The sequence below is a fragment of the Pseudoduganella sp. R-31 genome (assembly GCF_049913235.1).
GTDB lineage: Bacteria > Pseudomonadota > Gammaproteobacteria > Burkholderiales > Burkholderiaceae_D > Rugamonas.
In genome coordinates this window covers 1,111,212-1,133,998 of the sequence record NZ_CP183986.1, presented here as the reverse complement: position 1 = coordinate 1,133,998, position 22,787 = coordinate 1,111,212, and the positions used below count along the sequence as shown (strand labels likewise).

Genomic DNA, 22,787 nt, shown 5'->3' with positions numbered 1-22,787 from the left:
ATGCATACCAAGTACCTGATCCCTGCCAGCCTGCTGCTGGCGGCCGCTTCTGCCGCAGCGCAGCAAGCGCCAACCGTCAAGGAAGCGCCGCTGCGCGCCCACCTTTCCTTCCTCGCCGACGACCTGCTCGAGGGCCGCGGCACCGGCCAGCGCGGCGGCGACCTGGCAGTGCGCTACCTGGAGACCCAGGCCGCGGCCATCGGCCTGCAGCCGCTGGCCGACGGCTCCTATCGCCAGCCGGTGAGGTTCCAGGGCACCCGCCTGCAGCCCGGCAGTTCGATCACATTCTCTGCCGGCGCCAGCACCCTGAAGCCGCGCCTGGGCGAGGACGTCCTGATCGGCACCGGCAGCGGCCGCGCCGAAGTGATATTCGATGCGCCGCTGGTGTTCGTCGGCTACGGCGCCATCGCGCCGGAGGAAAACTGGAACGACTACAAGGACGCCGACGTCAAGGGCAAGATCCTGGTCATGATGGTCAACGACCCGCAGCCCACCGCCGAAGAACCGAACCGCTTTGCCGGCAAAGGCTACACCTATTACGGCCGCTGGATGTACAAGTACGAAGAAGCGGTGCGCCGCGGCGCCGCCGGCGCGCTGCTGATCCACACCACGCCATCGGCCGCCTATGGCTGGAACGTCCCCGCCACCAGCTTCTCGCTGGAACGCTTCCATGCGCCCGGCGGCGGCAACCTGGTTGAAGGCTGGCTGTCCGAAGACTACACGCGCACCCTGTTCAGGGCTGCCGGCTTCGAGCTGGACGCCCTGCGCGCCGCCGCCGAACGCCGCGACTTCCGCCCGGTGGTCCTGAACATCAGCGCCCACAGCGAAATCCGCTCCAGCGTGCGCCAGGTCGAGCAGTTCAACGTGGTCGGCATCGTGCCCGGCAGCGACCCGACACTGAGGGACCAGGCGGTGGTCTATTCCGCGCACTGGGACCATCTGGGCAAGGCCGACGGCACGGACCGCATCTACAACGGCGCCATCGACAACGGTTCCGGCGCCGCCGCCCTGCTGGCGATGGCTGCCGCCGCGGTGCAGAAACCGGCCAAGCGCTCGCAAGTCTTCCTGTGGCCGGCCGCCGAGGAAGTGGGCATGCACGGCGCGCAGGCCTACGTCGCCAACCCGGCCTTCCCGCTCAAGCGCACGCTGGCCGACCTGAACCTCGATTCGATGAATTTTGCCGGCCGCACCAGGGACATCGGCGTGGCCGGCGCCGAGCGCAGCTCGCTGCATGACAGCGCGGCCAAGGTGGCCAGGCAGATGGGCCTGAAACTGGCGCCGCCGATCCCCGACCTGTCGGGCGCCTACTTCCGCGCCGACCACTTCCAGTTCGCCAAGGCGGGCGTGCCGGCCTTTAACGTCGGTTCCGCCGTGTTCTCCGGCGACGGCCACTTCGAGTTCGAGCATGCGCACGATGCCTCGGCCGCCAGCATCGTCGCCTTCAAGCGCGACTACCACAGCGTCAAGGACGAATACCATGCCAGCTGGGATTTGTCGGGCATGGTGCAGCAAGCCCAGTTCACCCTGAACCTGGGCTATGAAGTCGCCAACGGCAAGGCCATGCCGGCCTGGAAGAAAGGCGACCCGTTCAGCTTTGTGAAGCGCTAGCCGCCGCTTCATCCTGCTGCAGCAGGGCGAGGAAGCCTTCGGCCGGCAGCGGCCGGCCGAAGAAGTAGCCCTGCATGTGGCGGCAGCCATGGCGGCGCAGGAAGTCCAGCTGTTCCTGCGTCTCCACCCCTTCCGAGATCAGTTCCAGCCCCAGGTTGCGGGCCAGCGCGATGATGGTGGTGACGATGGCGGCATCGTCGGGATCGACCGTCAGGTCGCGCACGAAGGTCTGGTCGATCTTCAGCACGTCGATCTCGAAGCGCTTCAGGTGCGCCAGCGAGGAATAGCCGGTGCCGAAGTCGTCGATCGCCAGCTTCACGCCCAGCTTCTTCAATGCGTGCATGACGGCCATGGCGTGCGCCACGTCGTTCATCACGGCGCTCTCGGTCAGTTCCAGCTCCAGGCAGTGCGGCGCCAGGCCGGTATCGGCCAGCACCTCCGCCACGCCCTGCACGAAGTCCGGCTCTGCCAGCTGGCGCGCCGAGACGTTGACGGCGATGCGCAAGTGCTTGCGCCCGTCGCGCTGCCAGTCGCGCAGCTGGCGGCAGGCGGTGCGCAGCACCCAGTGGCCGACGGCCAGGATCTGGCCGGTCTCCTCCGCCAGCGGGATGAAGCGGTTGGGCGCCACCATGCCCATTTCCGGATGGCGCCAGCGGATCAGCGCCTCCATGCCCATGATGCGGCCGCTGGCGCAGTCGACCTGGGGCTGGTAATGCAGCTCGAACTCGCGCCGCTCCAGCGCCGTGCGCAGCGCGCTTTCGATGCGCAGCCGCTCGCCCAGGCGCTCGTTCAGGGCCGCGGTGTAGAACTGGTACTGGTTGCCGCCCATTTCCTTGGCGCGGAACATGGCGATGTCGGCCCGCTCGGCCAGCACGCCGGGTTCCTTGCTGTCGGTCGGGAACACGGCGATGCCGGCGCTGGCGGTCAGGAACAGCTCGGTGCCATCGAGCACCAGCGGCGCCGCCAGGCTGTCCAGCACGCGCTGCAGCTGTTCGGCGCGCGGCGCCAGGCCGCCCCGTTCCGGTAACAGCAGCAGCGCAAACTCGTCCCCGCCCAGGCGCGCCACCGTGTCGACCGGCCGCACGGCCGCCTGCAGCCGCGCCGCCACGATCTGCAGCAGGCGGTCGCCGCCCTTGTGGCCCAGGCGGCTGTTGGTGAACTTGAAGCGATCAAGGTCGATCGACACCAGCCACAGTTCATGCCCCTTGCGTCCCGAGTGCTGGATGGTCTGCGCCAGCCGGTCCTGCAGCAGCACGCGGTTGGGCAGGCCGGTCAGCGCATCGTGGGTCGAGCGGTGTTCCAGCTCCGACTCATAGGCCTTGATGGCGGTGATGTCGTGCTGGATCGAGATGAAGTTCACCACCACGCCGTGCTCGTCGCGCACCGGCGACATCACCACGTCGTTCCAGTACTGGCTGCCGTCCTTGCGGTAACAGCGCAGCACCGCGTGGCCGTCGCGCTGCTCGCGGATCGCCGCCCGCAGCTCGTCGATGCCGGGCTGGTCGAGGTCATCGCCAAACAGCACGCGCGGGCTGCGGCCCAGCGCTTCCTGCGCGCGGTAGCCGGTGATGCGTTCATACGCCGGGTTCACGTACACGATTGGGTTGTGCGGTTCGGCCGCCGTGATCATCACCGCATGGGTGCTCGACTCGATGGCGCGCTGGCGCAGCAACAAGGCCTGGTTGGCCGCCTTCAGTTCCGCCGTGCGCGTGGCCACGCGCTGCTGGATCAGCAGCTTGCGGCGCTTGAGCGAGTCGATGAAGGCCGAGCCGATCAGGGTAATCAGCACGCCCAGCGCCAGCGTGGACAGCGAAGCCAGGTGCTCGCTGGCCAGGATGCGCGCGCCGGGCGTGGCCACCATCAGCCAGCGCGAGCCCGCCACGTCGAGCGCCAGCTGCAGCGGCGCCGTGCGGGCCGGGTACAGCCAGGCCGGCAGGGACAGGCCGCCATGCGATGGGGCCGGCGCCGCATCGTACACCAGGGCTGCCGGATCGGGTTCGGCGCTGGCATACACCTGCAGGTCGAGCGCGCCGGCGTCTGGCCCGGCGCTGGCGAAGATCTTCTCGATCATTGCGCCCGGCTGCAAGGTCAGTGCCGTCTCGCCAATCACCGTGCCGCCCGGCGCGGCGCCGGCGTACAAGGGCATCGCCACCACCACGCCAAGGCGCTGGCGCGCGCCGTCGCGCTGCGCCAGTTGCACCAGCGGCCCGGCCGCCGGGGCGCCGCTGGCATAGGCGCGCTGGCGCGCGCCGTCGTCGCGGCCGGGAAACAGGGTATCGAGGCCGAGCGCCGCTTCGTTGCCGGCCAGCGGTTCGATGTAGTCGATCACCCGGTAGCGCGGCCGCTCGGCGGCCGGCTGCGCCGCGCCAGCGCGCAGCTCGCGCACCGTGGCGCCGGGCTGCACCGCCTGCAGCCCGGCCTCGAAGGCCGGCCGTTCGGCGTGCTCGATGTAGCGCAGGTAGCTGATGCCCAGCACATAGGGCCGGCGCGCCAGCAGCGGCGTGACGAAGCGATGGAATTCCTCGCGGCTGGCGCCGGGGCGGGCCACGAACAGCTGGTTGACCGCATGCAGGCTGGCCAGGGCGCTGCCGATGCCCTCGCGCAGCACGAAAGCGCGCGCCTGCACGCGCTGCTCGAAAGCCAGTTGCGCGCGCTGCGCCTCCAGCCGGCTGACGCCGGCAAACAGGACGCCGGTCAGGCCGAAGCCGCACAGCAGCGCCAGCACCGCCGTGCGCGTGCGGAACGGTTGCCGTGATGCTGCGCTGATCGGATCGTCCATCGTGTCCCTGCCTTCGCCTTGCCAGCTTACCATTGTCGCACGGTCGGCCATTTAATGCCATATGGAAACATTTTCCGCCCGGCTCACGCGCGCCAAGCGCTGCGGCAGCGGCCTATACTGGGCTGCCCACACCACGAGGAGGCGACCATGGAAAACACCTGGATCGTCGTGGCTGACAGCAGCCACGCCCGCATCTTCCAATTGCGCGACGGCCAGTTGCCGGCCGAAGAGATCGAAGACCTGGCCAACCCGCTGGGACGCGCCGACAACCGCCAGCTGGCTTCCGACGGCCACGGCCAGTATTTCGGCCCCGAAGGGCGCGGCCACACCGCGCCGCGGGTGGAAGAACCGGTGCAGCACGAGGTGCGCCAGTTCGCGCGCGAAATCGGGCACCGGCTCGATACGGCCGCCGCCCAGGACCGCTTCCAGCACCTGGCCCTGGTGGCCGCGCCGCGCTTCCTGGGCCTGCTGCGCGACAGCCTGGACAAGCAGACCCGCAAGCTGGTCACGGCCGAAGTGGCCAAGAACGTGTCGGCCTTTGCGCGCCAGGACCTCGATGCCTGCCTGCAGGCGCTGGCCCGGCCGCAGCAAGGCGGCTAAGGCCATGGACCTCAGCACGCAATGGGTCACGGTGCAGGGCCCGGACGGCGCCTTCGACGCCTTCCTGGCCCTGCCGCGCAGCGGCCACGGCCCCGCCCTGCTCTTGCTGCAGGAAATCTTCGGCGTCAACGCCCACATCCGCGCGGTGGCCGAGCAATATGCGGCCGACGGCTATGTAGTGCTGGCGCCCGACCTGTTCTGGCGCCAGGGCAAGCGCCTGGAGTTCGGCTATGACGAGGCGGACTGGGGCCGCGCCGCCCAGTGCATGCAGCGCACCGACGTGGCGCAGGCCCAGGCCGACATCGGCGCTGCCGCGGCTGCACTGCGCGCCACGCCCGGCGCCGCAGGCCGGCTGGCCGCGCTGGGCTATTGCTGGGGCGGCCGCATGGCCTACCTGGCCCTGGCCAATGACCACGCCGAGCATGCGGTCGCCTACTACGGCGGCGGCATCCAGCATTGCCTGGAGCGCGCCGACGACATCCGCGCGCCGCTGCTGCTGCACTTTGGCGGGCGCGACGCCCACATCCCGCTGGAGGCCGTGCGCCAGGTGGCCGAGCGTTTCGGCGCGCGCGAACAGGTTGAAATCCACCTCTACCCGGACGCCGAACACGGCTTCAACTGCAACCACCGCAACAGCTACCACCAGCCCAGCGCCGCCGAAGCGCATGGCCACACCCTGCTGTTTTTAAGTGAAAACCAGTAAGTGCGTTCCCGCACAGATGGCGCAGTTGGGCAGTCCTAAAGTTGGCTGCTAACCCAACCGGAGGAAATGATGGCTGATGACCTGAATTCCCGGCCCGCGCCTGCGGCCCTCGCTGTGTCCCCGGCCAGCACGCTGGCTGCAACCTTGATGGCCGCGCTGCTGGCAGCTTGCGGTGGCGGCGGCGGTGGCAGTTCGCCCCCCGTGACGCAACCGGCGCCACCGCCGCCGGAACCGCCGAAGCCGGCCTTCGCGCTGGCCGTGAAGGAAGTGGCAAGCGGCCTCAGCACTCCCCTGTTGCTGACCGCACCGGCTGGCGATGCGCGCCGCTTCATTGTCGAGCGCCCGGGCCGCATCCGCATCCTCGGCAGCGACGGCACGCTGCGCAGCACGCCGTTCCTCGACTTGACCGGCCTGCTCAGCACGGACGGCGAAGGCGGCCTGCTGTCGATGGCCTTCCATCCGAACTACGCCCAGACCGGCCGCTTCTACATCTATTACACGGACAAGTTCAGCAACATCGCCATCGACGAAGTGAAAGTCTCGGCCGATGCCAACGTGGCCGACGCCAACTCGCTCAAGCGCATCATCACCATCCCGCACCCGACGTATACCAACCACATGGGCGGCATGCTGGCCTTCGGCGCCGACGGCTACCTGTATGCCGGCACCGGCGACGGCGGCGGCGCTGGCGACCCGAGCGGCAATGCGCAAAACCTCGACTCCCTGCTGGGCAAGCTGCTGCGCCTGAAGGTGGACGACGTGGTGGCGCCGCTGTATAACGTGCCGGCCGACAATCCCTTTGTCGGCCAGGCCGGCAAGCGTGGCGAAATCTGGGCCTACGGCTTGCGCAACCCTTGGCGCTTCGCCTTCGACAACACGACATCGTCGCTGTACATTGCCGACGTCGGCCAGGCCTTGAAGGAGGAAGTCGACGTGGTGGCGGCCGGCGCCAAGGCAGTCAACTACGGCTGGAACACCATGGAAGGGACCAGTTGCTACAACGCCAGCACATGTTCCCAGCAAGGACTGACCCTGCCCGTCTTCGAGTACGACCACGGCAGCAACAATGCCAACGGCTGTTCGATCACCGGCGGCTTTGTCTACCGCGGCACGGCCTTGCCGGAACTGGCCGGCCGCTACCTCTATTCGGATTATTGCAAGGGCTTCCTGAAGAGCTTCCTGTATAGCAACGGCGCAGTCAGCGAAGCGAAAGACTGGGCGGTGGGCGATATCGGCCAGGTCCCGGCCTTCGGCCAGGATGCCGCGGGCGAGCTGTACATGCTGAGCGAATCCGGCAAGGTGTACCAGATCATCCGCAAACCGTAAGGACCGGTCCCGGTGGCGAAGGCGCGCTACAATGGGCGCTTTCCCACCAGCCCGCGAAAGACATGGCCAGACTGACGCTTGCGTTCCCGGAAGACCAATTCTGCTTTTCGACCCAGCTGACGGTCCGCGTGACCGACATCAACGGCGCCAACCACCTCGGCAACGACTCGATGATTTCCATGATCTCGGAAGCGCGGGCGCGCTTCCTGTTCGAGTTCGGCGTGCAGGAAACGGAAGCCGACGGCACCGGCATCATCGTCACCGACCTGGCCACCACCTACCGCGCCGAAGCGCACGCGCGCGACCAGCTGCTGTTCGAGGTAGGCGTGATGGATTTCAACAAGTATGGCGGCGACGTCATCTTCCGCATCACCCGTCCGGCCGATGGCACGCTTGTTGCCATGGCCAAGCAAGGCTTCGTGTTCTACCACTACCGCCACAGCCAGGTGGTGCCGATGCCGGACGACTTCCGCGCCAAGTTCAGCCGCGTGAACTGGATCGACTGAGCGGCAACATTACTTTCTGCTGAGCTGGGTCGGTGCGCCGAACGTTTTCTTGAACCAATCGTCGACCATCGGCTTTTCATACCGCAGCGAATCACCGCCCGCGTAACGGTTCAGGCCGTCCAGGTACATCATGTTGCTGAGGCGGTCGGTGCCGCTGGCAAGCACCTTGCCATCCTGTTGCAGCGTATATTGCAATTCCATGGTCGGCCAGTCGGCCCCGCCGCGCAGGATGCGCAAGTCGTGCAGGGAACGGCGGCGCGGCTCGACGCGGCCGGCCAGGTCGATGTCGGTCACGGTGATCGACAATTGCTGGTTGGCCGGCAATTGCCTGGCCAGGGATTCGAAATGGGTAGTCAATTCCTTCAGCACCTGGTCACGGTCCTGTTCCCAGAAGGGCACGTCCGTGAATTTGTCCGGGTCCTGGTACTTGACGGTCACCCCGCCTGCCGAGGCGGCGCCAGCCGCCGCCAGCAGCAGGGCAGCGGCGATCCAGAAGCGAGTTCGGCGTTTCATGATGGGTTTCCTTTCCTAGATAAGCTTCAATATACTCCTCGCCCCCGCCCCTGCTGTCATTGAAACAATTCCTGACAAAAAAAACGGGCCGGATACGTCCGGCCCAGAATAAATGGGGACGTACCCCATTTTTCAGACAACTTTTTACAATCAGCTACCGATGCGCCCGCCGTCGTTCTTGGTGATGGCGATGGTGGCCGAACGCGGACGCTTGCCCACGCCGTAGCCGGCATTGCTTGGCCATTGGCTGGTGTATTTGGCCGGGTCGGCGATATTGGCGTTGGCCGTGCCCTCACCCGGGTGCTGGATGTTGACGAACAGCGTCTTGCCATCCGGCGTTTCGGTGATGCCGGTCAGTTCGCAGTCGACCGGGCCGACCAGGAAGCGCTTCAGCGTGTCGGCAGTCGGGGTCTTGCCGACGAAGGTGTCGACATTGGTGGCGCCGTACGCCAGCGTGACTTTCTTGCCGTCGCCCACCTGGCCTGGCAGGCCGGCCAGCATCATGCAGTTGGTGACGTCGGTATAGGCGCCGTCGTCGGTCTGGATCCAGCAGATGCCGGTGGAGCGCGAGAAGGCCAGGCCGTCCGGGCTGGAGAAATCCTGGTCGGCAGTCAGGCTGGACAGGTTGACCAGGCTTGGGTTGGCATCGGACTGGGCGCCGAACAGGTAGACGTCCCAGGTAAAGGCGGCGGAAGCGTTGCCGTCTTTTTCCTTGACGCGCAGGATGTGGCCATTGACGTTGCCGGTCTGCTTGGACGTGCCCTTCATGTCTTCATAGGTGCGCGGATTCGGGCCGTCCGGTGCGGTACGGGCGCTGTTGTTGGTGAGGGTGAAGTAGACCTCGCCATTGGCCGGGTTGACCGAGCACCATTCCGGGCGGTCCATCTTGGTGGCGCCCACGACGTCGGCCGCCAGGCGGGCGTTGACCAGCACGTCGGCCTGGTCGGCGAACTTATAGGTCGTGTAAGCGGCGATGGCGGCATTGCTGATGTTCAGCTCGATCCAGGAACCGCTGCCGTCGGCAGCAAACTTGGCCACGAACAGCTTGCCTGAATCCAGGTATTTGTCGCCAGTGGCCAGCAGGTCGGCCGGCGCAGCGTCGGCCTCGCTCCAGGTGGCGGTGGAGACGAATTTGTAGATGTACTCGTTGCGCGAATCGTCGCCCATGTACACGGCCAGCGGCTGGCCGGCCACGGTCTTTCCGAAGGCGGCGCTTTCGTGGGCGTAGCGGCCCAGCGCGGTGCGCTTGCGCAGATTCTTGCCCTTGTTGTACGGATCGGCTTCCACGATATAGCCCATGCCGTTCATTTCGTTGCGGTAGTCGTCGCTGCCATCGAGCGAAGCACCGAGCTTGGAGTTGTTCCAGCGCGCGTACTTGTCGTCGGCGCCGCCCGATTCCCAGCCGTGGCGCGAAGCGGCGCCCTGGCTGCGTCCGTAGCGCTTGAGCGCGGCGACGCTCTTGTCGTTGCCGCGCGCGGCATCGTCGGTAGCGCTGCGGGTGAAGTAGCCGCTCCAGTTTTCTTCGCCGGAGACGAAGGAACCCCATGGGGTGCGGCCGGTGCCGCAGTTGTTCAGGGTGCCGCGGATCTTGCTGCCGTCCGGCGAGTACTTGGTCTTCACCAGGGCATTGCCTTTCACCGGGCCGCTGAGGTCGCAGTCAGTCAGGCAGGTGACGCGGCGGTTGAATGCCGAATCCTTGACGTATTCCCATTTGCCTGCGTTCTTGCGCACTTCCACCACGGAGATGCCGTGCAGCGAAGTTTCGCGGTCGATTTCCGCGGCCGGGCGCGGCAGGGTGTTGGTGCCGCCATTGGCGTGGATGAAGAAGGATGCCAGCTTTTCGTTAGTGGTCGCTTCGTGATTGATGGCCAGCAGGCCGCGGTCGTTGCCGCTGGCAGAAGGTTTGCCGGCACTGTCCAGGCCGAAGAATTCCATGCCGTCGTGGTGGTCGCCGGCGCGGTTCTCGAAGTCGGCATCGCTGCCATCGTTCTTGAAGGCCGTGGCGGAAGCGGTCAACGGATCGCCCAGTGCATAGATGACGGTGGCGGTGTAGCCGGCCGGCACGGTGACCAGGTCGGCCAGGCTCTTGCCCACGGCCGCAAAGCCCAGCAGCTTTTCAACCGGCGCCGGCGTTTCCGGCTTGGTGACCACCGGTGCATCGTCGCCGCCGCCGCAGGCGGTCAGGGTGGCAGAACCCATCATCACGGAGATGGCCGACGCTACCGAACCGCGCAGCAGGTTGCGGCGGCTGATGCGCTTGTCGAGAATTTCGCTGAAGTGCTCGTTCGGGGTATCGTTGTAGCCGATATCGTCGTGATCGATTTTGTTTTCCATGACGCTTTCCAAAAGTGGGGGAGTTGAAACTGCCCGCCATTCTAGGAAGCGAAAATGACAACATTGTGACTAGCCGATTGCGCGCCGCAAACGAAAGAGGCGGCCGGTTCAGCTTTCGCCCGCCCGCCATTCCATCTTCTGCAGCTGGATATGCGGGTGGCTTGCCAGCGCATCCCACTGCGGCAGGAACTGGAAGCCGAGCTTCCGGTACAAGGCTGCGGCACGTTCGTTCTCGGGCGACACCTCGAGCACCACGCGCTGGTGGCCTTGTGCTTGCGCGTGCTGCTTCATTGCAGCGACCAGCGCCGCCGCCGCGCCACCGCCGCGGTGTGCCGGCTTGACCCACATCGCGATCACGCTGAACTCCTGCGCTTGACTCAGGACACCACCGATCATGCCGACCGGCATGCCGCCGTCGAAGGCCAGCAGATAGGCCGCCGGCCCGCGCCCCGCGGCACGGTCCTGCCACTGGCTATCCGGGTTGGCAGCGGCGCTGGCGTGCGTCACGCCAAAGGCAGTTGGCGCATCAAGCAGCGCAGCAAGGCGCAGCTCCTTGAGGGTGGTCCAGTCGTGTTCGGTCGTAGGTCGGATCAGCATGCAGCGAGTATAGCAATTGTGCGTGTGCGCACGGCGCCGCCGCGCTGGAGCGCCGATGCTGTCGGCAAGGAGGTGCGCCATGCCCGAAGGCCCGTCGATCGTCATCCTCAGCGAACAGGTGCGCGCGTTTGAAGGGCGCACCATTGCCTGCGCCAGCGGCAACAGCAAGGCCGTGCCGTTCGAGGAGCTGCCCGGCCAGCCGGTGCTGTCGCTGCGCAGCTGGGGCAAGCACTTCCTGATCGAATTGCCGCTGTACACGCTGCGCATCCATTTCCTGATGTTCGGCAGCTACCGCATCGACGAGCGCAAGGCAGGCGCCGAGCCGCGGCTGTCGCTGCAATTCGAAGAAGGCGGCGAGCTGAACTTCTATACCTGTTCGGTCAAGCTGGTGGAAGGGGAACTGGAGCAGGCTTACGATTGGCGCGGCGACGTGATGTCGGCGCATTGGAGTCCGCGCCTGGCGCTGAAAAAACTGCGCGACAATCCCGAGCGGCTTGTCTGCGATGTCCTGCTCGACCAGGACATCTTCGCTGGCGTTGGCAATATTATTAAAAACGAAGTATTGTTTCGTTTACACATACACCCTCTCTCCACGGTAAGTAAATTGCCACAAGGAAAGTTGCGTGAGCTGGTCAAGCAAGCGCGCCAATACAGTTTTGAGTTCAAACAATGGAAGTTGGCGTTTGAATTGAAAAAACATTGGCTGGTGCACAACCGTGCCGTGTGCCCGCGCTGTAATATCAAGCTGCACCGGGCCCATCTCGGGCTCACCCAGCGCCGTACGTTCTGGTGCGAGCGCTGTCAAAAGCGTTACGGCGACGCAGTAGATGTTGTAAAGATTTAGCTCATCCAGTATTGCCTGTTGTTAATAACAATGGGTAGGACTACAATCAATTTGATGCGCCTGAAAATTGCGCATCATCCAGGACTGTGTGTCACATTTGGAATTTGCCAATATGTCTTTCTTGTCTTCTGCTACGCCCAAACTTGCGCCGTGGCGCATCCTGCTGGTTGATGACGAACCCGATATCCACGACATCACCAAGCTCACGCTGAGCCGGTTTCGCCTGGAAGGACGCGGCCTGGCTTTCCTGCACGCATACAGCGGCGCCGAAGCGAAGGAAGTGCTGGCAAAGGAAAAAGACATCGCCCTGGTCTTCCTCGACGTCGTGATGGAGCGCGAAGACTCCGGCCTGGAAGTGGCGCGCTGGCTGCGCGAAGACCTCGACAACCAGTTCACCCGCATCGTGCTGCGCACCGGGCAACCGGGCCAGGCGCCGGAAGAACGCGTGATCGTCAATTACGACATCAACGATTACAAGGAAAAGACCGAGCTCGATCGCACCAAGCTGTTCACCACCACCTTCGCCGCCCTGCGCGCCTACCGCGACATCATGAAGGTGGAAGAAGCGCGCCAGCAGCAAATGCATTACCGCGAAGGCCTGGAACGCGTGATTGCCGCCTCGGCCCACATCTTCCAGGCACGCAACCTGAAAGACTTCGCCGACGGCTTGCTGCAGCAGGTGGTCGCGCTGCTGCGCCTGGAGCACAGCATGCTGGTGCGCCTGCGCGGCGCCAGCGCCGTCAGCGGCGAGCACGATTACGAAGTGCTGGCCCAGATCGGCCAGGACGAGGACAGCCTGCTGACGCCGGAGCTGCTGGCCCAGCTCAAGGACGCCGAGCGCAACCGCATCTCGCGCATGGCCGGCGACACCTTCGTCGGCTACTTCCCCAACAGCAGCGGCAAGGCGTCGCTGCTGGTGCTGAAGGGCGTGGACGAGATTTCCGAGATCGACCAGAAGCTGCTGGAGATTTTCTGCAGCGGGGTAGCGATCGCCTTCGACAACATCCTGCTGACGCAGGAAATCACCGACACCCAGGCCGAGCTGATCATGCGCCTGGGCGACGTGGTCGAATCGCGCTCCAACGAAGCCGGCAACCACGTGCGGCGCATGGCCGAATTCTGCCACCTGCTGGCCAGCGCCTCCGGCATGCCGGAAGATGAAACCGCCGTGCTGAAACACGCGGCGCCGATGCACGATATCGGCAAGATCGCCACGCCGGATTCGGTGCTGCTCAAACCGGGCAAGCTCGATGCGGCCGAGTGGGAAATCATGAAGCAGCATCCGACGGTCGGCCTGTCGATCCTGGACGGCTCGCAGCGCCCGATCCTGAAGGCAGCCGCCGTGATCGCCCACCAGCACCATGAAAAGTTCGACGGCAGCGGCTACCCGCAAGGGCTGAAGGGCCACGATATCCACGAGTACGCGCGGATCGTGGCCGTGTCCGACGTGTTCGACGCGCTGATGCACAAGCGCTGCTACAAGGATGCCTGGCCGGTCGAGAAAGTGGTGGAGCACATGCGCGAGGTGGCGGGCACTCACCTCGACCCGAAATTCGTCGAACTGCTGATCGCCAATATGGACAAGGCCCTCGCGATCAACGAGCGCTTCCCCGACTGAAATTCGGGGTCAGGTCTGTCATTTGGACAGCGGTGAACGACGTTTGATAAAAATCAAAGTCACCGAAAAACGACGGGACAGAACGAATACGCGAGGTTGCGATTCGCCCCGTTTTGATTTTTGTCAAAGGAGTGCGCTGTCTGTCCAAAAGACAGACCTGACCCCGAATTTTCGTCAGTACGCGGCCAGTTCGACCGGCATACGCTTGGCGCCGGAACGCCATTCACCAGTCAGCCTTGCGCCGGACACCTTCAGCGTCATCACGCCAGATGGCTTGCCGTCGTTGTCGCGCTCGGTGAGGGTCAGCTGCGCGCCCTGACGCTGCACCGTCAACTCAATCTGCTTGCGGTGCTTGTCATAGTAATAGTGGGCTTGCGGCGACGGGCTTGCTGACAGGCCGCTGTCGCCGATAAACAGCGTCACCGCCAGGTTGCCGTTGATTGTGCCTTTGTACAGCTGGGCGGATTTTCCGACCAGCGGCGCCGGTGCGTCGCCCTCGCCCAGCATCAGCTTGCGGCCGTAGGGATTCAGGTAGGGCCGCATTTCATCGCCCTTGAGTACGTACTCGAAGTCGCCCAGCTCGTCGATGCTGCGGACCGAATAACTGCCGCAGGACATGGAACGCAGCACCAGGCGGTTGTCGCGGATGCCCAGGTGGCCGAAATCGCCGGCAGTTGCCTGTTCTTCGTTGTCGAGGCAATTTTCATACAGTATGAGCTGGTCTTCGGCATCGGATTTGTCCTTGCCTTTCTTGAAGCGCTTCCTGAGCTCGGCGATGTGCTTTTGCATCGTCACGCTGCGCGCCTTGCGCGCCTTGGGCAGCAACCTGGCCTTTGCATCCGTCGTGACCACATCCAGTGCCTCCACCATGCGCCCATTCGACACATCGAAGTAATAGTCAAAATTCGAATCGCCGCAATGCGCGCCGCAAGCCGACAGCTGCAGCGAAACGCGCGCCATGCGCCCGCCGTTCACAGGGCTGATGCCATTCGATTCGATCGACATGGTGCCCGGGTCGATCATGCCGCCGATGGCCTTGGCGTCCGCCGAAGGCAGGGTATGCAGGAACGCGTCGTACACATAGGCGTTGATACGCTCAGCCACGCCGGGCTCGCCGCCTACGATCCACGGCAGCTTGGCGACTGCATCGTCGCCTTGCTGGTCTTTGAAAGGATAACTGCGCGGCTGGTCAGCCAGCGGTGCGGCGCCGGCGGTGCAGGCAAACGCCGCCGCGAAGGCAAGGAAAAACGCCCTCATGCAGACTGCTTGCGCTGGTCGCGCGGGAAACGCAGGTGGTAGTGCAGCCCCATGCCGGGCGAGCTGACCACCTTCACCGTGCCGCCCAGCGGTCCGGTCACCAGGTTGTACAGGATGTGCGCCCCCAGGCCGCTTCCGCCGGAGCCGCGCTTGGTGGTGAAGAAGGGATCGAACAGCTGCTGCAGCGTGGTGGAATCCATGCCGACGCCGTCGTCGCTGTAATCGAACAGCACGTGATCGCCTTCGAGCTTGCCGGTGATGCGGATGGTGCCCTTCTGCCCTTCTTCGAAGCCGTGCACCAGGGAGTTCACCACCATATTGGTGACGATCTGCGAGACGGCGCCGGGGAAGCTCTCGCAATGGATGTCCGGCGGGCAGTCGACGTTGACGGCAATCGGTTTGCCCTTCAGCTTGGGCTGCAGCGACAGCAGCACTTCATCCAGGTATTTGCGCAGGTTGAAGTGGCGGATATTGTCGGACGACTGGTCCACCGCCACCTGCTTGAAGCTGCGCACCAGCGCCGCTGCGCGCTGGGTGTTGGTGGTCATGATCTTGAGCGACTGGTCGACCGTGTCGAAGAACTGGTTCAAGCCGTCTTCGTCCAGCGTGCCCTCGGCCAGGTCGAGGCGGCACAGGCGCAGCTCTTCCACCAGGTGGCTGGTGGCGGTCACGCAGATGCCGAGCGGGGTGTTGATTTCATGCGCGACGCCGGCGACCAGGCGCCCCAGCGAGGCAAGCTTCTCTTGCCGCACCAGCTCCGATTGCGCCGTCTGCAATTGCGTGAGCGCGGTGGCCAGCGCGGTGTTCTGTTCTTCCAGTTCGGCCTTGGCGCGGCGGATCGCCAGGTCGGCGCGGGTGCGCGCGATGGCGGCGGCGGTGTGGTTGGCGACGTAGGCCAGGATATCGAGTTCGGCCTGCGAGTACACCACGGATGCGTCGTAGCTTTGCACGATGATCACGCCCAGCGCTTGCTCGCCCACCATCATCGGGCAACCCATCCAGCTGGCGATGCCCTGGTTTCCCAGCGGTTCATTGATGTCGCCGCGCTCCATCAGCGCCGCGAACGCGGGCCCGTCGAGCAGCATGGGCTGGCGCTTCTTCAGCACGAAGGAGCTCATGCCGACGCCGTATTCGAAACGCTGGACCGGCGCTTCCTGGTCCTTCTCGTCGACGAAGTAAGGGATCGACATTTCGTCGCGCTTGGGATGGTAGAGCGCAATCAGGAAATTGCGGGCGGTGATCAGGCTGCCGACAATCTCGTGCAGGCGGGCGTACAGCAGCCTGGCGTCCGATTCGGCCGATGCCGATGCGGACAGGCTGGCAATCTCGTACAGCGCGCGCTGCAGGCGTTCGGCCTTGCTGCGCTCCGCTACTTCGCGCTCCAGTTCCAAGGTGCGTTCGCGCACGGCACGCTCGAGCCGGTCCATGCTCTGCAAGCCTTGCAGTGCGCTCGACACGTGGTTGGCAATCTGCGCGAACAGGGCCTGGTCTTCCTCGCTGTAGGTGTGCTCCTTGTCGTAGCTCTGGATCACCATGGCGCCCAGCACCTCATGGTCCTGGTCCAGCAAGGGACAACCGACCCAGTGCTCGGCGATCGTGCCGACGCCGAACACTTCGTTTTCTGCGCGGGCGCGGTGTTCGTCGCCCGTCATCACCAGGCGCTGCTTGTTCAGGATGACCCAGGCGGTGGGCGACTGGTCGGGCGTGGCCAGCTGCACCAGTTGGTCCTTGTAGGGATGGTCGTCCACTTCGTCGACAAAATAGACGAAGCGCACCGCATTGCCGGGCGCGTCTCGGTCGCTCAGGGCCACGTAGAAATTGGCGGCGTACATGATGCGGCCCAGTGCCGCGTGCACGGACTGCAGGAAGACCAAGATGTCGGTGCAACTATTGGACAGCTTGCCAATTTCCAGCAGGATTTCCTGGACGGCCTCCAGGCGGCGCAGACGGCTTTCCATCTTATTCCCAAGGTTAGATGCGTCTGGGAAATATAGCAGGAGGCGCCCACGCTAGCCAGCGGAAAACAAAGCCCGCGTGGTGCGCGGGCTGTATCAGGAAAACCAAGTTTGTGCCAGATCAATGCAGCGACATGGCAGGCCGCCGAGGCGGCAACACCGGCGGGCCGAGGGGAGTGATGCGCGGATCGATGGCCGGGTCGGGCGTCTGGTATTTGAAGGGATTGATGATGATTGGTGGAATCGTCGGTGGTGCGGATGGCGGGCCTTTGGGGCCTAACTCGATCATCGCGCTGCGCTGGCGCGGTTCGCTGTCGATTACCAGGAGCAACGATTGGCTCCCGTCTCTTACTAGCCAAGCCATATTCCCCTCCATCTCAGAGATCGGATATTCAGTATAGGCAAACAGTCAATCAATTCAAGGCGGAACGGCGGACTTTTTCCATTCATCATGCAAAATCCACCGTTCGTCGCAAGCGGATGGCTGGCAAGGGGCGCCGGGCCTACAGTAACACCATGTTCAACGCCAAGAGGCCCATCATGAAAAAGGTATTTGCCCTGTCCCTGGTCCTGCTGTTCTTCTGCATGGTTGCAGCCTGGATCTCCTTCGATGCCAGCGACCTCGTCGTCACGGTCGGCGACACGGACTATGACGGGCCGCTGGGCGCCTTGTTCGGTACCGTGCTGGCCGGCGGCGTGTTTGCCGTGATGGCGGTGGCGATGATCTTCGCGGCAGCCATCGTGGCCGTGGTGATGGCAGGCGTCGGCGTGATCGTGATCCTGTCCCTGGCGCTGGCGGCCGTGGTGACCATGGCGGCCGTGTCGCCCCTGTTGCTGCCGCTGATGATCCCGTTTTTCATTTACTGGCTGGTGAAGCGCCGCCACCGCAAGCCTGCCGAAGCTGCCGCGCCGGCGCTGGAACATGCCCCTGCGTGATTCGCCCGGATCGGGTGCTAGAATGCAATTTTTGCAACTCAAGGATTGCATCCATGCGCACGACCATCCTGCTGCTCTCCCTCGCCTTCTCTGCCCCCGCCTTCGCTGACAAGCTCGATGACGCCATCCTGGCGGAGATGAAACGCAGCCATATCCCCGGCGTTTCCATCGCCGTCGTGAAGGACGGCAAGATCATCCGCGAACAAGGCTATGGCCTGGCCGACCTGGAAAACAAGGTCAAGGTCACGCCCGCCACCATCTTCCAGTCCGGTTCGGTCGGCAAGACCTTCACCGCGGCCCTGGTGATGCTGCTGGCCGAAGACGGCAAACTGTCGCTGGACGACCCTGTTTCCCGGCACCTGGCGAACACGCCCAAGGCCTGGGAAGGCATCACCATCCGCCACCTGCTGTCGCATACCTCGGGCCTGGGCGATCCTTACGCCAGGCTGGACCTGACCAAGGATTACACGGAAGAAGAGCTGATCGCGCTGGAGGCGGAGATCCCCGTGCTGTTCGCACCGGGCGAGAAATGGTCGTACTCGAACATGGGCTACCACCTGCTCGGCTTCATTTGCAACAAGGCGGGCGGCAAGTTCTATGGCGACCAGCTGCGCGAGCGCATCTTCGCGCCGCTGGACATGGGCACCCGCATCATCAGCGAAGCCGACATCATTCCGCACCGCGCGCGCGGCTATGAACGCAAGGGCGGCAAGCTGGTGAACCAGTCCTGGGTGGCGCCGCGCCTGAACACCACGGCGGACGGCAGCCTGTACCTGACGGCGCGCGACCTGGCGAAATGGGACCTGGCGCTGTATGGCGACAAGGTGCTCCCGGCCAGCGTGCGCAATGCCAGCTGGACGCCGGCCAGACTGAACGACGGCACGGCCACCGAATACGGCTATGGCTGGCAATTGTTCCAGCGTAACGGCCACCGCGCCATCGCCCACGGCGGCGCATGGCAAGGCTTCCGTTCGCAGCTGTACCGCTTCGTGGACGACAGGCTGTCGGTGGTGGTGCTGGCCAATTCGGCCAGCGCGCGCCCCGGCAAGCTGGGGGACATCGTCGCCGCGCATTACCTGCCGGCGCTGGCCGTCAAGCCGAAGCCTGCGATTGCGGAAACCGAACCGGCTGTGGCCGAACGCGTGCGGGCCATGTTCGCCAGCATTGCCGAGCGCAAGCTGCCGGAAGGCTTGAGCGACAAGGTAGCGGGCGACCTGCCGCCGGAATTCCTGGCCATGGTGTCGGAGGACCTGCAGGAATGGGGCCCGCTGCGCAAGGTGGAAGCGCTGGCGCGCAGCACCGATGGCGAAGTGCGCAAGTACAGCTACCGCCTGAACTACGGCAGCGGCGCCATGCTGGTCGACCTGAGCCTGGGCAAGGGCGACAAGGTCGAACAGCTGCGCATGCGCCCCGACTGATCAGCCTTCCACCCGGTTGCGCCCGGCGCGCTTGGCGCGGTATAGCGCGTGGTCGGCCCGCACCAGGGCCGCGTCGCCGCTGCGATCGGCCGGCGCCATGCTGGCGATGCCGATGCTGACCGTGATGGCGATGCTGTTGCCATTGCGTCCCATCGGGGTCTCGGCAATGCGCTGGCGCAGGCGCTCGGCAAAAGCGCGCGCCGCTTCCAGGTCGGCGCCCGGCAGCAGGATGGCGAATTCCTCGCCGCCCACGCGGCCCAGCATGTCGATCTTGCGCTGCGAATCGCGCATCAGGCCGGCCAGGTGGCGCAGCACGGCGTCGCCCCAGTCGTGGCCGTGGGCGTCGTTGATGTCCTTGAAGTAGTCGATGTCCAGCATCAGCACGGCGGCGCGGCCGCCGACATCGCGCTGCAGGCGGGCCTGCTCGTCTTCCAGGCGCGTCATGAACTCGCGCCGGTTCGGCAAGCCGGTCAGGAAGTCGGTGGTGGCCAGCTGCAGCAGTTCTTCATTCAGGCGCTTGCGCTCCGTGATGTCGATGGTGGAGACGATCACGAAGTCCAGCGCATGTTCGTGGCCCGGCATCACCAGCAGGGTCAGTTCATTCTGGCGCTCCACGCCATCCAGGCGCAGGAAGCTGGCTTCGCACTGGAACAGGTGCGCGCCCTGCTCCATCGCCAGCAGCGCACGCCCGAATTCCCGCATGGCCGACGGCGCGAAATTCTGCGCCAGGCCCAGCTTGCCCGCCTGCTTGCAGGCCGGGTCGGCGCCAACCTGGGCCAGCGCGGCGGCATTGACGTCGGTGATGCGCACCAGCCCGGCCAGGCGTTGCAACTGGCTGGGGTTTACCTGCAGCCATTGCGCCACGTCTTCCACGCCCGATTCGACCAGCTCCTGCAAGGCCGCGCGCACGGCCGACCAGTCCTGCTGCCACAAGGCGACCGGCGCATGGTCGTACAGGCTGCGGAAGCGCGCCTCGCCGACGCGCAAGGCTTCGGCGGCGCGCGCCTGTTCCACCGCGATGCCGGCCAGGCTGGCAGCCTGGTCGATCAGGGCCAGCTGCGCCACGCTGGGGCGCTGCGGTTCGCGGTGATAGATGGCAAAGGCGCCCAGCACCTTGCCGTTGGCGCCGTGCACCGGCTCCGACCAGCAGGCGCCCAGTCCCGCCCGCAAGGCCATCTCGCGGTACGGCGCCCACAGCGGGTCGCTGGCGATGTCCGCCACGATCACGCGGCTGTTGCTGGTGACGGCCTTGCCGCAGGAACCGTTGCCAAAGCCGATCGGCAAGCCGTCGATGGCCTGCCTGAAAAAGGCCGGCAGGCTGGGGGCGGCGGACAGGTGCAGGTGCCTGCCTTCTTCGTCAAGCAGCATCACGCTGCAGATCATGCCGGGGTTGACCACCTCGATGCCGCGCATCAGGCTGTCCAGCACCTCCTGCTGCGGCGCACCGGCGGCCAGCAATTCCAGCACCTGGTGGCGCCCTTCCTCGCGCCGCTCGTTCAGGGTGCGTTCGGTGACGTCGCGGAAGGACCACAGCCTTGCTGCTTCGCTGCCCAGGCGCAGCGGGCGCGTGGTCACTTCCAGCACGCGGCCATCGCGCATCTGCAGCTGGCTGTGGCTGTCCTCGTCGTCCGGCTCGGGCCGGGCGCAGGCCTGCAGGAAGGCATCGGGCTGTTCCAGCTGGCTGGCCATATGGGCCAGCAGGATGGCGCCGTCGTTTTCCCAATCGAGCTGCTCCGGCACATTCCACAACTGGCGGAAGCGGCGATTGGAGTTCAGCACGGCACCGCTGTAGTTGTCGACCAGGATGCCGTCCACCGTGGAATCGAGGATGCAGCGCAACACCGCCTGGCTGCCCTGGGCATGTTCGGCCATGGCCAGCAGGGTTTCCTGCCCCTCGCGCAATTCATCGCCCATGCGGCTGCTCTGGTCGAGCGCCAGGCGCAGGCGCTGCCGGCTTTCCGCCAGCACGTAGGCCAGCAGCGCCAGCAAGGCGCTGATCAACAGGCCACCGATGGCGATGGCGCGCGGTTTATCCGAAAGCACGCCGTTGGCCTTGGGCAGCGCGCTGATATGCAGGGTCCAGCGCCGGCCCGCCAGGCTGATGCGCTTGAGCGCGTGCTGGCGCCCTTCCACCGCGGCAGCCGCCGGCGCGCTGTCGAACATGCGCGTCATGGCGTTGGGTGCGTCGCCGTCGTAGACCTCCACGTCCAGGCCGCGCAGGGCATCGTGCCCCAGCGCCGCCATCACGTCTCCCACGCGAAACGGCGCGTAGACCCAGCCTTTCAGCGCACTGCGGCGCTGGATCAGGGTGTAGCGGCCCACGCCGTTCTGGTAGATCGGCAGCGCGATGATGAAGCCGGACTGCACCGGGTCGGCGGTTTCCTGCTTGAGGAGCAGCTTGCCCGTCATGGTCGGCAGGCCGGAATCGCGCGCCTGCTCGAAAGCGGCACGGCGCACTGGCTCGGACAGCCCGTCATAGCCGAAAGCCTGCATATTGGCGCCGGAGAACGGTTCCAGATAGACCACCGGGCCGTACTGGCTGCGCTGGCCGGGCGGCGTCACCGCGTAGTCGGGAAAGCCCTCGGCCTTGACGATGGCGACGTGCGACTCAAGCTGCGCACCCGGCACCAGGCGCATGAAGCCGATGCCCTGCATGCCAGGAAAGTTCTGTCCCAGTTCCAGGCGCTCGATATAGGTGTGGAATTCCTGCCGGTCGACGTAGTCGGAACTGGCGAACAAGCCCTGCACGCCGTACAGCACCTGCACATAGGCCTGCATGCGCGCAGCCATATTGTTGACCAGTTCGCGGGCGCGGTATTCGAAGCCGCTGCGGGCGTCGCGCTCGGCATCGACGTGGGCGCCCCACCAGACGCTGCCGGTCGCCGTCAGGCAAAGCGCAACCACCAGCCCAGCCAGCAGGCGGGGTTGGAGCAGGCGTTGGAGCGGCGGGCTGGCAGGTGGCCTCGGCATACCAGCATCTTAGTTTGTTTAGGGCAAAGCAATTGCCCTATAGAAAAAGTCAATCGGCGCTACTATCGTGATTGCCACGCAGTGCGGCCTGGTACAGGCGGTAGCCGCGCGCGCGCAACTCGCAGGCCGGGCAGGTGCCGCAGCCATAGCCCCAGTCGTGCAGCGCGCCGCGTTCCCCCTTGTAGCAGGTATGGGTGTCGGCGCGGATCAGGTCGACCAGTTCCTGGCCGCCGAGGCGTTCGGCCAGTTGCCAGGTTTGCGCCTTGTCCAGCCACATCAGCGGGGTTTCCAGCTTGTTGCGGGTGTCCATGCCGAGGTTCAGGGCCACCTGCAGCGCCTTCATGGTGTCGTCGCGGCAGTCCGGATAGCCGGAGAAGTCGGTTTCGCACATGCCGCCGACCAGCACGGTGAGGCCGCGGCGATACGCCAGGGTGGCGGCCACGGTCATGAACAGCAGGTTGCGGCCGGGGACGAAGGTGTTCGGCAGGCCGTTTTCCTGCATCACGATCTCGATGTCTTCGGTCATGGCCGTCTTCGACAGTTGCGAGATCAGGCCCAGGTCGACCATGTGGTCTTCGCCCAGGCGTTCCGCCCATTCCGGCTTCACGCTGCGCATCTGCTGCAGCACGCGCGGGCGCACGGTCAGCTCGATCGCATGGCGCTGGCCGTAGTCGAAGCCGATGGTTTCGACGCGCGGATAGCGCTCCAGGGCCCAGGCCAGGCAGGTTGTCGAGTCCTGTCCACCGCTGAACAGGACCAGTGCGGCGTCGTTTGTCAGCATCGCAGTCTTTCTTAGAGGTCTATTTGTAATCAATCATTAAGT

Annotated in this window: 18 protein-coding genes; 9 read left to right on the top strand and 9 right to left on the bottom strand. The window is 65.2% G+C overall.

Annotated elements, in window-relative coordinates:
- Positions 1-1,608 (top strand): M28 family peptidase, encoded by a 1,608-nt coding sequence (locus ACN9MY_RS05195; RefSeq protein ID WP_426336922.1) that lies wholly within the window; start codon positions 1-3, stop codon positions 1,606-1,608.
- On the opposite strand, the gene ACN9MY_RS05190 is transcribed toward ACN9MY_RS05195, so the two are convergent.
- Positions 1,589-4,420 carry a bifunctional diguanylate cyclase/phosphodiesterase gene (locus ACN9MY_RS05190; RefSeq protein WP_426336921.1) on the bottom strand — a complete coding sequence of 944 codons (2,832 nt, stop codon included), beginning with the start codon at positions 4,418-4,420 and terminating at the stop codon, positions 1,589-1,591. The two genes, ACN9MY_RS05195 and ACN9MY_RS05190, sit on opposite strands and share 20 nt — an antisense overlap.
- A gap of 114 nt (positions 4,421-4,534) precedes the next feature.
- On the opposite strand from ACN9MY_RS05190, the gene ACN9MY_RS05185 reads away from it, so the two are divergent.
- The 4 genes from ACN9MY_RS05185 (at position 4,535) to ACN9MY_RS05170 (ending at position 7,522) form a co-directional block, all read left to right on the top strand.
- Positions 4,535-4,987: a host attachment protein gene (locus tag ACN9MY_RS05185; RefSeq protein WP_426168112.1), complete on the top strand. Its 453-nt coding sequence runs from the start codon at positions 4,535-4,537 to the stop codon at positions 4,985-4,987.
- Between the two features lie 4 nt (positions 4,988-4,991).
- On the top strand, positions 4,992-5,690 hold the full coding sequence (locus ACN9MY_RS05180) for a dienelactone hydrolase family protein (protein ID WP_426320926.1): 699 nt from the start codon (positions 4,992-4,994) through the stop codon (positions 5,688-5,690).
- A gap of 66 nt (positions 5,691-5,756) precedes the next feature.
- Complete coding sequence (locus ACN9MY_RS05175; RefSeq protein ID WP_426168108.1) at positions 5,757-7,016, top strand: PQQ-dependent sugar dehydrogenase; 1,260 nt, start codon at positions 5,757-5,759, stop codon at positions 7,014-7,016.
- Between the two features lie 62 nt (positions 7,017-7,078).
- On the top strand, positions 7,079-7,522 hold the full coding sequence (locus ACN9MY_RS05170) for a thioesterase family protein (protein ID WP_426168106.1): 444 nt from the start codon (positions 7,079-7,081) through the stop codon (positions 7,520-7,522).
- Between the two features lie 9 nt (positions 7,523-7,531).
- Here the strand turns inward: ACN9MY_RS05170 and ACN9MY_RS05165 are convergent, their stop codons facing one another.
- From ACN9MY_RS05165 to ACN9MY_RS05155, 3 genes are all read right to left on the bottom strand, one after another.
- Positions 7,532-8,035, bottom strand: a complete 504-nt coding sequence (locus ACN9MY_RS05165) for a DUF3016 domain-containing protein (RefSeq protein ID WP_426168104.1) — start codon at positions 8,033-8,035, stop codon at positions 7,532-7,534.
- A 150-nt stretch (positions 8,036-8,185) separates the two neighbouring features.
- Positions 8,186-10,369, bottom strand: a complete 2,184-nt coding sequence (locus ACN9MY_RS05160) for a PhoX family protein (RefSeq protein ID WP_426336920.1) — start codon at positions 10,367-10,369, stop codon at positions 8,186-8,188.
- 108 nt (positions 10,370-10,477) lie between these two features.
- Positions 10,478-10,966 (bottom strand): GNAT family N-acetyltransferase, encoded by a 489-nt coding sequence (locus ACN9MY_RS05155; RefSeq protein WP_426320920.1) that lies wholly within the window; start codon positions 10,964-10,966, stop codon positions 10,478-10,480.
- A gap of 55 nt (positions 10,967-11,021) precedes the next feature.
- On the opposite strand from ACN9MY_RS05155, the gene ACN9MY_RS05150 reads away from it, so the two are divergent.
- Complete coding sequence (locus ACN9MY_RS05150; RefSeq protein ID WP_426320918.1) at positions 11,022-11,810, top strand: DNA-formamidopyrimidine glycosylase family protein; 789 nt, start codon at positions 11,022-11,024, stop codon at positions 11,808-11,810.
- 112 nt (positions 11,811-11,922) lie between these two features.
- Positions 11,923-13,428: a DUF3369 domain-containing protein gene (locus ACN9MY_RS05145; protein ID WP_426168096.1), complete on the top strand. Its 1,506-nt coding sequence runs from the start codon at positions 11,923-11,925 to the stop codon at positions 13,426-13,428.
- Between the two features lie 174 nt (positions 13,429-13,602).
- On the opposite strand, the gene ACN9MY_RS05140 is transcribed toward ACN9MY_RS05145, so the two are convergent.
- The 3 genes from ACN9MY_RS05140 to ACN9MY_RS05130 all read right to left on the bottom strand — a co-directional run bounded on the left by ACN9MY_RS05140 (position 13,603) and on the right by ACN9MY_RS05130 (position 16,971).
- Entirely contained in the window at positions 13,603-14,685 is a 1,083-nt protein-coding gene (locus ACN9MY_RS05140) for a hypothetical protein (RefSeq protein ID WP_426336919.1), read from the bottom strand.
- On the bottom strand, positions 14,682-16,643 hold the full coding sequence (locus ACN9MY_RS05135; protein ID WP_426320914.1) for a GAF domain-containing sensor histidine kinase: 1,962 nt from the start codon (positions 16,641-16,643) through the stop codon (positions 14,682-14,684). Before ACN9MY_RS05135 ends, ACN9MY_RS05140 begins: the two co-directional genes overlap by 4 nt.
- Positions 16,644-16,761: 118 nt before the next feature.
- Positions 16,762-16,971, bottom strand: a complete 210-nt coding sequence (locus ACN9MY_RS05130) for a hypothetical protein (protein ID WP_426320912.1) — start codon at positions 16,969-16,971, stop codon at positions 16,762-16,764.
- Between the two features lie 209 nt (positions 16,972-17,180).
- On the opposite strand from ACN9MY_RS05130, the gene ACN9MY_RS05125 reads away from it, so the two are divergent.
- Both ACN9MY_RS05125 and ACN9MY_RS05120 read left to right on the top strand, forming a co-directional pair.
- Complete coding sequence (locus tag ACN9MY_RS05125) at positions 17,181-17,576, top strand: hypothetical protein (protein ID WP_426168088.1); 396 nt, start codon at positions 17,181-17,183, stop codon at positions 17,574-17,576.
- Between the two features lie 53 nt (positions 17,577-17,629).
- Positions 17,630-18,994, top strand: a complete 1,365-nt coding sequence (locus ACN9MY_RS05120) for a serine hydrolase domain-containing protein (RefSeq protein ID WP_426336918.1) — start codon at positions 17,630-17,632, stop codon at positions 18,992-18,994.
- Here the strand turns inward: ACN9MY_RS05120 and ACN9MY_RS05115 are convergent, their stop codons facing one another.
- A complete protein-coding gene (locus ACN9MY_RS05115; RefSeq protein WP_426168084.1) occupies positions 18,995-21,964 on the bottom strand; it encodes a CHASE domain-containing protein in 2,970 nt (989 codons plus the stop codon). It abuts the gene before it with no gap.
- A 49-nt stretch (positions 21,965-22,013) separates the two neighbouring features.
- Entirely contained in the window at positions 22,014-22,745 is a 732-nt protein-coding gene (gene queC / locus ACN9MY_RS05110) for a 7-cyano-7-deazaguanine synthase QueC (protein ID WP_426168082.1), read from the bottom strand.
- Positions 22,746-22,787 lie beyond the last annotated feature (42 nt).

Excerpts from the sequence above, each read along its gene's own strand:
- ACN9MY_RS05145 (WP_426168096.1), top strand. The coding sequence starts at position 11,923 with ATGTCTTTCTTGTCTTCTGCTACGCCCAAACTTGCGCCGTGGCGCATC.
- ACN9MY_RS05185 (WP_426168112.1), top strand. The coding sequence starts at position 4,535 with ATGGAAAACACCTGGATCGTCGTGGCTGACAGCAGCCACGCCCGCATC.
- ACN9MY_RS05195 (WP_426336922.1), top strand. The coding sequence starts at position 1 with ATGCATACCAAGTACCTGATCCCTGCCAGCCTGCTGCTGGCGGCCGCT.
- ACN9MY_RS05125 (WP_426168088.1), top strand. The coding sequence starts at position 17,181 with ATGAAAAAGGTATTTGCCCTGTCCCTGGTCCTGCTGTTCTTCTGCATG.
- ACN9MY_RS05180 (WP_426320926.1), top strand. The coding sequence starts at position 4,992 with ATGGACCTCAGCACGCAATGGGTCACGGTGCAGGGCCCGGACGGCGCC.
- ACN9MY_RS05115 (WP_426168084.1), bottom strand. The coding sequence starts at position 21,964 with ATGCCGAGGCCACCTGCCAGCCCGCCGCTCCAACGCCTGCTCCAACCC.
- ACN9MY_RS05135 (WP_426320914.1), bottom strand. The coding sequence starts at position 16,643 with ATGGAAAGCCGTCTGCGCCGCCTGGAGGCCGTCCAGGAAATCCTGCTG.
- ACN9MY_RS05155 (WP_426320920.1), bottom strand. The coding sequence starts at position 10,966 with ATGCTGATCCGACCTACGACCGAACACGACTGGACCACCCTCAAGGAG.
- ACN9MY_RS05160 (WP_426336920.1), bottom strand. The coding sequence starts at position 10,369 with ATGGAAAACAAAATCGATCACGACGATATCGGCTACAACGATACCCCG.
- ACN9MY_RS05175 (WP_426168108.1), top strand. The coding sequence starts at position 5,757 with ATGATGGCTGATGACCTGAATTCCCGGCCCGCGCCTGCGGCCCTCGCT.
- ACN9MY_RS05150 (WP_426320918.1), top strand. The coding sequence starts at position 11,022 with ATGCTGTCGGCAAGGAGGTGCGCCATGCCCGAAGGCCCGTCGATCGTC.
- ACN9MY_RS05170 (WP_426168106.1), top strand. The coding sequence starts at position 7,079 with ATGGCCAGACTGACGCTTGCGTTCCCGGAAGACCAATTCTGCTTTTCG.
- ACN9MY_RS05165 (WP_426168104.1), bottom strand. The coding sequence starts at position 8,035 with ATGAAACGCCGAACTCGCTTCTGGATCGCCGCTGCCCTGCTGCTGGCG.
- ACN9MY_RS05120 (WP_426336918.1), top strand. The coding sequence starts at position 17,630 with ATGCGCACGACCATCCTGCTGCTCTCCCTCGCCTTCTCTGCCCCCGCC.
- ACN9MY_RS05140 (WP_426336919.1), bottom strand. The coding sequence starts at position 14,685 with ATGAGGGCGTTTTTCCTTGCCTTCGCGGCGGCGTTTGCCTGCACCGCC.
- queC (WP_426168082.1), bottom strand. The coding sequence starts at position 22,745 with ATGCTGACAAACGACGCCGCACTGGTCCTGTTCAGCGGTGGACAGGAC.
- ACN9MY_RS05190 (WP_426336921.1), bottom strand. The coding sequence starts at position 4,420 with ATGGTAAGCTGGCAAGGCGAAGGCAGGGACACGATGGACGATCCGATC.